Annotated in this window: 9 protein-coding genes; 2 read left to right on the top strand and 7 right to left on the bottom strand. The window is 64.9% G+C overall.

The window, feature by feature from the left end; all coding sequences use genetic code 11:
* Positions 1-38 precede the first annotated feature (38 nt).
* Positions 39-947, top strand: a complete 909-nt coding sequence (locus tag NKI22_RS13805; protein ID WP_352482917.1) for an EamA family transporter — start codon at positions 39-41, stop codon at positions 945-947.
* On the opposite strand, the gene NKI22_RS13800 is transcribed toward NKI22_RS13805, so the two are convergent.
* Both NKI22_RS13800 and NKI22_RS13795 read right to left on the bottom strand, forming a co-directional pair.
* A complete protein-coding gene (locus tag NKI22_RS13800) occupies positions 948-1,841 on the bottom strand; it encodes a dienelactone hydrolase family protein (protein WP_352482916.1) in 894 nt (297 codons plus the stop codon). It abuts the gene before it with no gap.
* A gap of 217 nt (positions 1,842-2,058) precedes the next feature.
* Positions 2,059-4,371, bottom strand: a complete 2,313-nt coding sequence (locus NKI22_RS13795) for a glucose/quinate/shikimate family membrane-bound PQQ-dependent dehydrogenase (RefSeq protein WP_352495137.1) — start codon at positions 4,369-4,371, stop codon at positions 2,059-2,061.
* Positions 4,372-4,623: 252 nt separating this feature from the next.
* Between NKI22_RS13795 and NKI22_RS13790 the strand changes: the two genes are divergently transcribed.
* A complete protein-coding gene (locus NKI22_RS13790; RefSeq protein ID WP_352639759.1) occupies positions 4,624-7,308 on the top strand; it encodes an ATP-dependent helicase in 2,685 nt (894 codons plus the stop codon).
* Between the two features lie 9 nt (positions 7,309-7,317).
* Here the strand turns inward: NKI22_RS13790 and NKI22_RS13785 are convergent, their stop codons facing one another.
* The 5 genes from NKI22_RS13785 to NKI22_RS13765 all read right to left on the bottom strand — a co-directional run bounded on the left by NKI22_RS13785 (position 7,318) and on the right by NKI22_RS13765 (position 12,294).
* A complete protein-coding gene (locus tag NKI22_RS13785; RefSeq protein ID WP_352482912.1) occupies positions 7,318-8,361 on the bottom strand; it encodes an ABC transporter permease in 1,044 nt (347 codons plus the stop codon).
* Positions 8,358-9,149, bottom strand: a complete 792-nt coding sequence (locus NKI22_RS13780; protein ID WP_352815742.1) for an ATP-binding cassette domain-containing protein — start codon at positions 9,147-9,149, stop codon at positions 8,358-8,360. Before NKI22_RS13780 ends, NKI22_RS13785 begins: the two co-directional genes overlap by 4 nt.
* 86 nt (positions 9,150-9,235) lie before the next feature.
* Entirely contained in the window at positions 9,236-10,249 is a 1,014-nt protein-coding gene (locus NKI22_RS13775; RefSeq protein ID WP_352589924.1) for a substrate-binding domain-containing protein, read from the bottom strand.
* 105 nt (positions 10,250-10,354) lie between these two features.
* On the bottom strand, positions 10,355-11,263 hold the full coding sequence (locus NKI22_RS13770) for a sugar phosphate isomerase/epimerase family protein (protein ID WP_352589921.1): 909 nt from the start codon (positions 11,261-11,263) through the stop codon (positions 10,355-10,357).
* A complete protein-coding gene (locus NKI22_RS13765) occupies positions 11,260-12,294 on the bottom strand; it encodes a Gfo/Idh/MocA family protein (RefSeq protein ID WP_352958508.1) in 1,035 nt (344 codons plus the stop codon). Before NKI22_RS13765 ends, NKI22_RS13770 begins: the two co-directional genes overlap by 4 nt.
* Between the last annotated feature and the right edge of the window lie 49 nt (positions 12,295-12,343).

The following is a 12,343-nucleotide window of genomic DNA, read 5'->3' as shown; positions in this document are numbered from 1 at the left end:
CCATATCAACGGCAAAAATCGCCTGCGATACTGACCCCATGGAAGATCGGACGCAAGCCCCAGCAGCAAGTCCGGCACTCGCCGGCCCGGCTTTTACCTTGGCAAGCTCGGTGCCGCCCCATCTGTGGTTCGGCGTCAGCGCCGTGTTCCACTATCTCGGCCCCGCTTTCGCAGTCCTGCTTTTCTCGCATGTCGGCGTGCTCGGCATGGCGTGGCTGCGCATCGCCACCGCGGCACTGGTTTTTGCCCCGCTGACCCGACCATGGGCGGTCTTCGCCCGCGCCGATCGCTCGACGCGGTTGTTGCTTGTGGGTTTCGGCGTCTGCCTTGGGGTGATGAATTGCTCGTTTTACCTGGCGCTCGACCGGCTGCCGATCTCGCTGGTAGCGGCGATCGAATTCGTCGGCACCATCGGCGTCGCGCTTGTCGGCCTCAGAAGCCCGCGCAATCTCGCCGCCCTTGCAATCGCCGTCGCCGGCACCTTGCTGCTCATCGACGTCAAATGGTCGAGCGATCCTGTCGGCCTGTTCTGGGCCTTCCTCAATGGCGCGCTGTTCGTCTTCTATATCGTGCTCGGCCACCGCGTCGCGCGCGCCGACGCTGGCGATGGCATCGCCGGGCTGGGTGCCGCCATGGCGGTCGCCCTTCTCGTCGTTCTGCCGATCGGTCTTGCCGATGCGCTGCCGGCGTTCTCGACGCCGCCGCTGCTGCTTGCGGCGGTCGGTGTCGGCATCTGCTCATCGGTCATTCCCTATATTTGCGACCAGCTTGCCATGTCGCGGCTGCCGCGCTCCAGTTTCGCGCTGATGCTGTCATTGCTTCCGGTTACCGCGACGTTTATCGGCGTCATCGTGCTGCGGCAGGTGCCGAGCCTCACTGACTGCCTCGGCATCGCGCTGGTGGTGGCCGGCGTCGCCCTTCACAAACCGGCGCTGGCGCCCGCCTGATCAGGCCAACTTCTCCTTGAGGAAAGCGATCGTCCGCCCCCAGGCGAGGTCAGCCGCCTTCTTGTCGTAACGGGCCGCCGATGTGTCGTTGTTGAAGGCATGGTTGGCGCCTTCATAGACATAGACCGAATATTCGATATGGGCCGCGTCGAGTTCCTTCTTGAAGGCGTCGATGCCGGCATTGGTGCGGGTGTCGAGCCCGGCATAATGCAGCATGAGCGGCGCCTTGATCTTCGGCACGTCCTCGGCCTTCGGCTGCATGCCGTAATAGGCAACGGCGGCTGCAAGATCCGGCGCGTTGACGGCCAGCATGTTCACCGTGCCGCCGCCCCAGCAGAAGCCGACGGCGCCGACCTTGCCGTTGCCGTCCTTGTGGCCTTTGAGGTAGGCGACCGTTGCGACGGCATTGGTGGCGACCTGTGCTGGATCGAGCTGGGAAAACAGGTCACGTGCCCTGTTTTCATCGGCCGGCGTGCCGCCGAGCGGTGTCATGAAGTCCGGGGCAAGCGCCACGAACCCCTCCAGCGCCACGCGCCGCGCCACGTCGCGAATATGCGGGTTGAGCCCCCGGTTTTCGTGCACGACGATGACCGTGCCCAGCTTGCCGGCCTGACCCGCCGGCTTGACCAGATAACCCTTCATCTCGCCGCCGCTGCCTGTATAGCTGATGTCCTCGCCTTTCACGCGCGGATCGTTTTCCGCGACGATTGCCGCCTGGGCCGAATTCGCCGCCAGCAGCGGCGAGATCGCGGCCGCTGCCGCACCCGACCCGGCAAGCCTGGTCAACTGCTCCATGAAGCGCCGCCGGTCGAGCGTCAGATGCGTGTATTCATCATAGGCATCGATCATCGCCTGGGTAATGACAGGCTTGGCGGGGCCGGCAGGTGTTGTCATGGCGCGCTCCTAGGTCTTCGGCCCCCGGCAGCAACATAGGGTCGAAGCCTGGCTGGTCCAGTCACGGCTGAGTGAGGGCTGCCATAAGTCTCTGCACGATGGCCTTGATGCCGCGTTGGTCCAGCAGGCCGAGACAGCCGCCGGCCCGCAGCTGACCAACGAGGTACTTGCATCGGTACCCGACCTGAAAGGGCATCTCGGGCTCTGAGGAACTTCTCTATTTCGGCAGCGTATAGGCCATCACATAATCGCCCGGCTTGGTGCCGACCGAGCCGTGGCCGCCGGCAACGATGACGACGAACTGGCGTCCGTCGGCTACCGTGTAGGTCATCGGTGTCGACTGCCCGCCGGCAGGCAGCCGCGCCTGCCAGAGCTGTTTGCCGGTCGTCAGGTCATAAGCGCGCACATAGTCGTCGACCGCCGCACCGAGAAAGGCGACGCCGCCGGCAGTGATCATCGGCCCGCCAATGCCCGGCACGCCGACCTTGAACGGCAGCGGCAGCGGCGTCATGTCGTAGACGGTGCCGTTGCGATGCTTGTAGACGATCTTGCCGGTCCGAAGGTCGGCGCCGGCCACATAGCCCCACGGAGGCGCCTGGCAGGGAATGCCGAGCGGCGACAGGAATGGCTTCAATATCACTGCGTAAGGCGCACCGTCATTGCGGTTCAGGCCTTGTTCGCTGCCCTTGGTATCGCCCGGCGGCGGCACGTCGGCGCGCGGCACCAATTTGGAGATGAACGCCAGGTATGTCGGCATGCCGAACATCACCTGCCGGACCGGATCGACTGCCACGCCGCCCCAGTTGAAGGTGCCGAAATTGCCAGGATAGATCAGCGAGCCTTGCAGCGACGGCGGCGTATAGCGGCCCTCATACCGCAGCTTCCGAAGCTCGATCCGGCAGGCCAGCTGGTCGAACATGGTGATGCCCCACATATCCGCGCCGGTCAGTGGCTTCGGACTGAAGCTGAGGTCCGAGACCGGCTGCGTCGGCGAGGTATGGTCGCCTTCGATCGCGCCGCCCGGCGCCGGCACTTCCTTGACCGGAACGATCGGCTCGCCGCTGCGCCGGTCGAGCACATAGAGGTCGCCCTGCTTGGTCGGCCCGACCAGCGCCGGCACCACACCACTGGCCGTGGTTATGTCGACCAGCGTCGGCTGCGCCGGCACGTCCATGTCCCAGAGATCGTGATGCACGGTCTGCCGCACCCAGCGCAATTGTCCGGTGTTGAGATCGAGCGCGGTGATCGAGGAAGAGAATTTCTCGTCATTGGCGCTGCGTCCGGCGCCGAGCTGGTCCGGCGTCTTGTTGCCGAGCGGCACATAGAGCAGGCCGAGCTTCTCGTCGGCGCTCGCCGTCGACCACATATTGGGCGAGTTGTTGGTGTAGGTCTGGCCCGGCGGCAGCGGCGTCGTCTGGTCCGGATTGCCGGAATCCCAATTCCATAACAGCGCGCCGGTGTCGGCATCGTAGGCACGGATGACCCCGGACGGCTCCTGCGTCGAATAATTGTCGTTGACCGCGCCGCCGACGATGATCTTGTTGGCGACGATCAGCGGCGCGGAAGTCGAATAGTAATAGCCCGGCTTCGGATATGGCATGTTGGCGAGCAGGTTCAGCGTGCCGCCCTCGGCAAATGTCGGACAGACCTGGCCATTCGCCGCGTCGAGCGCGATCAGCCGGGCGTCCGATGTCGGCAGATAGATGCGCGTGGCGCAGGGCTGGCCGGCGGCGATCTTGGCATCGGCATAGTAAGCCACGCCGCGGCAGGTCTGGTGCTGGCGGTCCTTGTTGAGCTTGACCTGCGGATCGAAACGCCATTTCTCCTTGCCGCTCGCGGCATCGATGGCGATGGCGAAATTATGCGGCGTGCAGATGTAGAGCGTGTCGGCGATTTTCAGCGGCGTCACCTGATAGGTCGTCTCGCCGATGTCGTCGGGCCCTTTCACGTCGCCGGTGCGATAGGTCCAGGCCGGCTGCAGATTGGCAACGTTTTCGGGGGTGATCTGGTCGAGCGGCGAATAGCGCTGGCCATATTGCGTGCGACCGTAATAGTGCCATTCGCCGGCCGGCACATTGCCGCCGAGTTCGGCCGTCGGCGTCACCTTGTCGGTGTTGAGTTGGCCGGCAATATCCTTTGGGTCCGTCGTCATCGAATAACCGGCGACGCCGAGCGATGCCAGCACCGCGAGGATCAGCGGCGCTCGTCCGTCGGGACCGGTAAGCCCGCGCCGCGCCCATGGCGTCAATAGCCACAGCGCGACAAGCACGATGATGCCGCCGCGCGGGCCGAGCTCCCACCAGTCGAAGCCGGTTTCCCAGACAGCCCAGGCGAGCGTGCCGAGCACGATCGCCGCGTAGAGCCACAGCGCCGTGGATCTGCGCCTGTAGAGCAGCCAGGCAGCGATCAGGAAAGCTATGCCGGCGATGACGTAATACCAGCTGCCGCCCAGCGTCACGAGCCAGATGCCGCCGCCGCCAAGCGCCAGGCCGATGAGGAAAAGGATCAGGGAGGTGATGACCACAGCCAAGACGGTGCTCCTTCGACTGGTGCGCTCCGCGACGCGTCCATGGGCAACCCCGCATTGCGTGCCTGCCCCCACGCAACTTTCTCCGGCCCGCTTCCCCTGTCAAGCAAGCTCGGCGTTTTACGGCGTCGACCCACGGCAAGCTCGGCGTTTTGGTTAGCGGACCCATTCAGATTGTGAGTCTACCGACTGGACAGAGAACAAAACGGAGACACTTCTGGCCTTTCGCTGCCGAATCACTACATTCGGGGAGAGATGTCCGGCTTTTCGGAAGACATGCCCTTTTTTGACGAACCGAACGCGCGGCCCGTGGCCCCGTCGGGCATCGCCGCGCGCGCCATGGCTGCCCGCAGCAATCAAAACAACGCGCCCGATTATCTCAACGGCCTCAACCCCGAGCAGCGGCTGGCGGTGGAAACCACGGAAGGCCCGGTGCTGGTGCTGGCCGGCGCCGGCACCGGCAAGACGCGCGTCTTGACCACCCGCATCGCCCACATCCTTGCCACCGGCAAGGCCTTCCCTTCGCAGATCCTCGCCGTCACCTTCACCAACAAGGCGGCGCGCGAGATGAAGCAGCGCATCGGCCTGTTGATCGGCGAAGGCAATGTCGAGGGCATGCCGTGGCTCGGCACCTTCCACTCGATTGGCGTGAAGCTGCTGCGCCGACATGCCGAGCTGGCCGGGCTCAAATCCGACTTCACCATTCTCGACACCGACGATGTCGTGCGGCTGATCAAACAGCTCATCCAGGCGGAAGGGCTGGACGACAAGCGCTGGCCGGCCAAGCAGTTCGCCCAGATGATCGACGGCTGGAAGAACAAGGGCCTCGGTCCCGCCGACATCCCCGAGGGCGATGCCCGTGCCTTCGCCAACGGCAAGGGCCGCGAACTCTACAAGGCCTATCAGGAGCGGCTGCAGACGCTGAATGCCTGTGACTTCGGCGATCTCCTATGTCACCCGATCCGCATCTTCCGCGCCAATCCGGACGTGCTGAAGGAATACCACAAGCGCTTCCGCTACATCCTCGTCGACGAGTACCAGGACACCAACACCGCACAGTACATGTGGCTGCGCCTGCTGGCCCAGCGGCCTCAAGGCAAGCCAATCTCCCCCCTCGCGGGGGAGATTGGGCGCTCTTCGGCCGAAGGCCGCAAGCCCGACCGGGCGTCGGCCGGCCAGGCCGCCCCCGCGGAGGCCAGCGAGCGAAGCTCGCGCGCGGCCGTGAGCGAAAGCAAAGTTAACATCTGCTGCGTCGGCGACGACGACCAGTCGATCTATGGCTGGCGCGGCGCCGAAGTCGACAACATCCTGCGCTTCGACAAGGATTTCCCCGGCGCCACCATCATCCGGCTGGAGCGCAACTACCGCTCGACCGCGCACATCCTCGGCACCGCCTCGCATCTCATCGCCCACAATGAGGGCCGCTTCGGCAAGACGCTGTTTACCGAGAAGATCGCCGAGGACGACGAGAAGGTGCATGTCCACGCCGCCTGGGATTCCGAGGAGGAGGCCCGCGCCGTCGGCGAGACCATCGAGGCCTACCAGCGCCAGAAGCACAATTTGAACGATATGGCGATTCTCGTCCGCGCGTCTTTCCAGATGCGCGAATTCGAGGACCGCTTCGTCACGCTCGGCCTCAACTACCGCGTTATCGGCGGCCCGCGCTTCTATGAGCGGCTCGAGATCCGCGACGCGCTGGCCTTCTTCCGCGTCGTCGCGCAAGGCGCCGACGACCTCGCTTTCGAGCGCATCGTCAACGTGCCGAAGCGCGGGCTTGGCGAGGCCACCATCCGCCAGATCCATGATACCGCCCGCGCCCTTCGCATCCCGATGCTGGAGGCGGCGGCAAAACTCGCCGAGAGCGACGAGCTGAAGCCGAAGCCGCGCGCCGCACTTCGCGAGGTCGCCGCCAATTTCGAACGCTGGCAGAAGGCTCTGGAAACCACCCCGCATACCGAGCTCGCCGAGACCATTTTGGAGGAGAGCGGCTACACCGACATGTGGAAGAACGACCGCTCGGTGGAAGCGCCCGGCCGGCTCGAGAACTTGAAAGAACTGATCCGCTCCATGGAGGAGTACGAATCGCTGCGCTCCTTCCTCGAACATGTCGCACTCGTCATGGACGCCGAGCAGAACGCCGAGCTCGACGCCGTCAACATCATGACGCTGCATTCGGCCAAGGGCCTCGAATTCGAGACCGTCTTTCTGCCTGGCTGGGAGGAGGGCCTGTTCCCGCATCAGCGCGCACTCGACGAGGGCGGCCGCTCCGGCCTGGAGGAAGAGCGCCGCCTTGCCTATGTCGGGCTGACCCGCGCCAAGAAGAACCTGCATTTGTGGTTCGTCTCCAACCGCCGCATCCATGGCCTCTGGCAATCGACTATCCCGTCGCGCTTTCTCGACGAACTGCCGGAAGCCCATGTCGAGGTCGCCGAAAGCGGCAACTCCTATGGCGGTTACGGCAACGCCTATGGCGGTGGTTCTTTCGCCTCCGGTCGTGGTGGCCAAGGGGCAGGAAGACAGAACCCCTACGGGGCGTCGCGCTTCGACAACATTGGCGGCAATTCCGGCGCCGAGAAATCCGGCGCTTTCTCCAACACCTATGCGACGCCGGGCTGGCAGCGCGCTCAAGCGAACCGCACCGAGGCGACCGACCGCAATTGGGGCACGCGCTCCGGTCACCAGGTCGAGCGCATCGGCTATGGCGAAACCGACTCGGGCTACGGTGCCGGCCGCACCTCGATCAAGGGCCGCACCATCGACGGCGAGCTGGTCGCCAAATCCGTCGCCGACACGCCCTCCCCCTTCAGCGTTGGCGACCGCGTCTTCCACCAGAAATTCGGCAACGGCAACATCTCGGCCATCGAAGGCAACAAGCTGACCATCGACTTCGACAAGGCCGGCCAGAAACGCGTGCTGGACGGGTTTGTCACGGGGGTTTGAGGCCGCCGGTCACCGATACCGCGCTTGGTTCCACTTATGGCCGAGCAGCGACAGGATAATGATCAGCCCGTTGAAGAACTGGACGTAGAAGCCGCTCAGTCCCGCCGCGACGACGCCGGTCTGGATGAAGGACACCGTAACCGCGCCGATCGCGCCGCCGACGACGGTGCCGATGCCGCCCCAGGTCGGCGTGCCTCCGACGAACACCGATGCCAGCACCGGCAGCAGGTATCCGTCGCCCGCCGTCGGCCACCAGGTGAAGTTGATCATTACCGAGAACGTGCCGGCGATCGCCGCGCCGATACCGACGAAGACGAACACTTTCACCCTGACGCGCTTGACATCGATGCCCATCTGCTGGGCGCTGTCGGGATTGTCGCCGACCACCTTGACCTGGGCACCGAAGCGATGGCGGTTGTAGAGCAGCGCCGACAGCACGACGAAGGCGATGGCCCAGAATATCTGCACCGGGATGCCGTAAAGCTGGCTGGAGAAGATCTTGTAGGCCCAGCTGTCGGCAAGGCCGGTCAGCGCGGTCGACCTGCCCTCGTTGATGATCTGGATCAGGCCGCGCAGCAGGAAATTCATGCCGAGCGTGGCGATCAGCGACGACAGCCCGCCATAGACGACCAGCGAGCCGACCAGGAAGCCGAGCAGCATGCCGGTGACGATTGCGGCGGCGATGCCGACGAACGGGTCGTAGCCGGCCTGCACGACCAGCGCGAAGACCCACGAGGCGAAGCCCATCGTCGCCGGAAACGACAGGTCGATCTCGCCACAGGTGACGACGAAGACGAGCGGCACCACCACGAACAGCGCCACAGGCAGCGTGGTAAGCACGGAACTATAGAGATACCAGCTGGTGAAGACCGTCGGATTGGCGATCATGAACACCGCCATCATCACGATGAACACGGCAAGCGTGCCGAGTGCGGCGCGGTTGTCGAGGACAAAGCCGCGCAGCCAGTTATCGGACGGGTGTTTCCATGCCTTTCGGGCGGCATCGCTGCTGCCTAGAGGGGTCTGCAGATCGGGATCCATGGTCTTGCTCATCGCGCTATCTGCTCCCCGGCGTCGCGAAGTCCCGGCAATCCGCCGGGATGTGCCACGTCTTCCATGAAATTGATGAGGTCTTCGGCCGAGTTGACCTCGCTGCGGTCGGCGCTGAGCGCGACCTTGCCGCGGTCGAGCACCACGAAGCGGTCGGCGATATCGAAGACGTGGTGGATGTTGTGGCCGATGAACAGGATCGACCGGCCGCTCGCCCGCACCTGGCGCACGAAATGAAAAACCTTCGCGGTTTCGGTCAGCGACAGCGCCGTCGTCGGCTCGTCGAGGATGATCAGGTCGGCCTGCTTGTAGATGGCGCGGGCGATCGCCACGCCCTGGCGTTCGCCGCCCGAGAGCTGGCCGACGATCGACTGTGGCGTGAACACTTTCGAGGTGAAGCCGATCTCGCGCATCAGCCGGCTCGCCTCCGCGATCTCCTTGTTGACCTTCAGCCAGCCAAGCCAGCCGGTGAGTTCGCGGCCCATGAAGATATTGCGCACGATCGTCTGCTGCACGGCGAGCGCCCGGTCCTGGAACACCGTTTCGATGCCGGCGTCGCGCGAGCGCGCAGGGTTCCATCCGGTCACCGGCTTGCCGCGGACGAGAATCTCGCCGCTGGTCGGCTTGACCACGCCAGACAGGATCTTGATCAGCGTCGACTTGCCGGCGCCATTATCGCCGATCAGGCCGACCACCTCGCCGCGATCGACGCTAAGATTGACCCCACCCAGCGCATAGACCTGGCCATAGGACTTGCTGATGTCGCGCAGTTCTATGATGCGTTCGGCCATGGCGATCCTCGCTTGATTTTCGCGTGCCGGCCTTTTCGCCGGCGGTCCCGCCGGCCGGGCTCGATCCCGGCCGACGGCTTGGGAGGTCAGCGCAGCGCCTGCTTGGCGAGCTCGGCGACGATCTCGTAATTCTGTGGCGTGACGAAACCGGCGCCGGTGTCGACGTTCATCGGCGCCAGACCCAGCACCACTTGCTGGCAGAGGCTGAGGATCGGCAGATATCCCTGCAGGAACGGCTGCTGGTCGGCCGTCAGTTGCACCCAGCCGCCCTTGAAGCCCTCGACGATCTGCGGGCTGGTGTCGAAGCCGAAGTTGAAGATATCGCCCGGCTTCCTGCCCGCCGCCTGCATGTAAGTCGGTACGTTGCCCAGCATCTGCCCGCCGGGATAGCCAACCGCCTTGACGTCGGGATTGTTGAGCAGTGCCGCGGTGATCACCGGAATGGCCAGATTGGGGTCGGAAGCCCATTCGCCGCTTGGCGGCGAGGAGAGCTGTATGACCTCGACGCCCGCTTCCTTGAGGGCAGCGACAGTGCCGCGCTCGCGCGCGCCGCGGCTCTCGTTTTCGAACGGGCCGATCATGATCGCCTTGTCGCCGGCCTTGAGCCCGGCCAGCTTGACCGCCTCGGCGCCGAGCGCGCGGCCCTGCTGCTCCTGCTGGGCGCCGACATAGCCGCCGCCGAACGCCGCCGTGACCGTCGGCACCGGCACGTTCTGGTACATCATCTTGATACCGTCCTTGTGTGCCTGTTCGGCCAGCGGCATGATCGAAGCGTCGCCGGGGTGGCCCATCATGGCGATGCCTTGGGGCTTGACCGCGACAGCCTCGCGCAACTGCTGCACCATCTTCTCGACATCCCACTGGGAAAAGATGTAGTCGACCTTCGGCCCGAGATCGGCCGCCGCCTGCTTGGCACCATTATAGACGATCGTGCCGAAGGCATCGCCCTCCGCCCCGCCGACGAAGAAACGGATATGGACATCCTTGCACCACTGGGCATCGAGCGCCTGCGCCGGCAAGGTCGAGAGTGCGGCGGCGAGCGCCATCGCGGCCGCCGCGACGGTCGAGCGCAGAACTGTCCTTCTCATCGTAATGCTCATGCACTTATCCTCCCTTTGTTCCCTCGCTAACCGAGGGGTTTCGACGATCGCTTCGGCAAGGCGCCGCAATCTTTCCCTGGCCGGCACCTCCCGCCGGCCGAGTTCTCACACCGGGTTCGGCAGGTAGCTCGCGCCTCCCCGGCATTGTTGGAGATAATCCAGCGCACGCGCCTGGCCGGTGATCTCGAGATCGCCGCGATAGACCGGGTCGTGCCAGCCCTCGATGTCGATGGCGCCCTTGTAGCCGGCCAGCCGCAGCTCGCTGATCACCCTTGTCCAGTCGCTGTCGCCGAAGCCCGGCGTGCGCATCTGGACGAACGGCAGGCGACCGAACACGCCATGTTCGCGGATCACGTCCCAGCGCACCGTCGCGTCCTTGCCGTGGACGTGGAAGATGCGCGGCGCCCATTTGCGGATCTGCGGGATCGGATCGATCAGGTAGACCAGCTGGTGGCAGGGCTCCCACTCCAGGCCGAGATTGTCGTCCGGCAACTCGTTGAACATCAACTCCCAGGCGTCCGGATTGTGGGCGATGTTCCAGTCGCCGCTGGCCCAGTTGCCGTCCATGGCGCAGTTCTCGAACGCGATGCGCACGCCCTTGTCGGCGGCGCGCCTGGCCAAGGGTCCCCAGACCTCGCGGAAACGCGGCAGGCTGTCGGGCAGCGGCTTGCCGCGAATGCGGCCGGTAAAGCCGCTGACCATATTGGTGCCGAACAGATGGGCGTTGTCGATGATCGTTTCCCACGCCTGGAGCACGCCGCGATCGATCTCGCCGCTCTCCAGCGGATTGCCGAACACGCCGATCGACGAGACGATGACATCGGCATCGCCGATCGCCTCGCGGATCTCGCCCGCCAGCCGCGGAATGTCCTTGCCGCCCAGCGTCTGCCAGAAGAACGGCTGGATGCTCTCGAAGCCGAGCGGCAGGATCTGCCTGACATAGGCGGCCGGGTCGTCGAGATTGGCGCGCACCATGGTGCCGATCCTGATGTCGAGCAGCGGGTTTGGCATCATGATCCTTCCTGTGCAGTGATAGCGACCCGATGCCCGGTCTCGGCGCTCTCGATCGCAGCGAAAACCATGGCCAGGCTCTTGATGTTGTCGGCACCGCGCGTCTCCGGCTCGGTGCCGGTTTCGACGGCGCGGACGAAATCCTGGATAATGCCGAGATGGCCGCCGACGCGATCGGCCGGGTCGAGCGGCGGCACGGCGATCGGTTCGGTGCGGTCGAACAGGCCTTCACGGACCGGCCGCACGACTTCCGCCTTCAGCCCATCCTCGCCGTCCCAGACAATGCTGCCGCGCTCGGCGACAATACGCCATGTACTGTCCCAACTGGTACGGAAGCCGGCCGCGCACCAGCTGCCGGCATAGGTGAACAGCTTGCCGCCGCCGAGGTCGAAGCTTGCGGTTGCCGACGACCCTTGCCGATACCAGGAATTGGCCGGCTCCCACTCCTGGCAATGGACACCGGCCGGCTCGCCGGCCACCATGTAGCGGGCGGCATCGAATGTGTGGATCGCCATATCGAGCAGCAGCACATGGCGCATCTCTTCGCGAAAACCGCCGAAATGCGGCGCAACGAAGAAATCGGCGTGGATGCTGGTCGCAGCACCAACGACGCCGGAAGCGAGAAAGCGCCGGATGCGCCTGACATTGGCGACATAGCGGCGGTTCTGCACGACGGCATGGATGCGCCCGGCGCTGCGGGCGGCCTCGACAATGGCACGCGCATTGCCCGGGCTGTCGGCCAGCGGCTTTTCGGTCAAGAGGTGGCAATGATGGGCAAAGGCGGAAAACGCGACCTCGCGGCGGGCGGCGGGAACCACCACGTCGAATACCGCGTCGGGCCTGGTCTGGTCGAGCACGGCGTCGAGGTCGGTTCCGATGACAGCGCCGGAAAGCTCGTATTCGCGCGCCCTCGCCCGCGCCCTTTCGGCGTCGATATCAACCAGGCCTACAATGGCGAGCCCGTCGATCTGCCTGGCCGCATCGAGCCAGGCCTTGCTCATCGCTCCGCAGCCGACCAGGACGACATTGATCATCCAGTGTTCCTCCCTCTCGGCCCCTCCAGACCGATCCTCACGGCATTCA

It is taken from the genome of Mesorhizobium sp. M0778, from assembly GCF_040320105.1.
Classification (GTDB): Bacteria; Pseudomonadota; Alphaproteobacteria; order Rhizobiales; family Rhizobiaceae; genus Mesorhizobium.
Note: the sequence above shows the minus strand (reverse complement) of the source record. Positions and strands in the feature narration are given on the sequence as shown.

What these genes read in the sequence shown, in the direction of transcription:
- NKI22_RS13805 (WP_352482917.1), top strand. Translation starts at nt 39, where the DNA reads ATGGAAGATCGGACGCAAGCCCCAGCAGCAAGTCCGGCACTCGCCGGC.
- NKI22_RS13800 (WP_352482916.1), bottom strand. Translation starts at nt 1,841, where the DNA reads ATGACAACACCTGCCGGCCCCGCCAAGCCTGTCATTACCCAGGCGATG.
- NKI22_RS13790 (WP_352639759.1), top strand. Translation starts at nt 4,624, where the DNA reads ATGTCCGGCTTTTCGGAAGACATGCCCTTTTTTGACGAACCGAACGCG.
- NKI22_RS13785 (WP_352482912.1), bottom strand. Translation starts at nt 8,361, where the DNA reads ATGAGCAAGACCATGGATCCCGATCTGCAGACCCCTCTAGGCAGCAGC.
- NKI22_RS13780 (WP_352815742.1), bottom strand. Translation starts at nt 9,149, where the DNA reads ATGGCCGAACGCATCATAGAACTGCGCGACATCAGCAAGTCCTATGGC.
- NKI22_RS13775 (WP_352589924.1), bottom strand. Translation starts at nt 10,249, where the DNA reads ATGAGCATTACGATGAGAAGGACAGTTCTGCGCTCGACCGTCGCGGCG.
- NKI22_RS13770 (WP_352589921.1), bottom strand. Translation starts at nt 11,263, where the DNA reads ATGATGCCAAACCCGCTGCTCGACATCAGGATCGGCACCATGGTGCGC.
- NKI22_RS13765 (WP_352958508.1), bottom strand. Translation starts at nt 12,294, where the DNA reads ATGATCAATGTCGTCCTGGTCGGCTGCGGAGCGATGAGCAAGGCCTGG.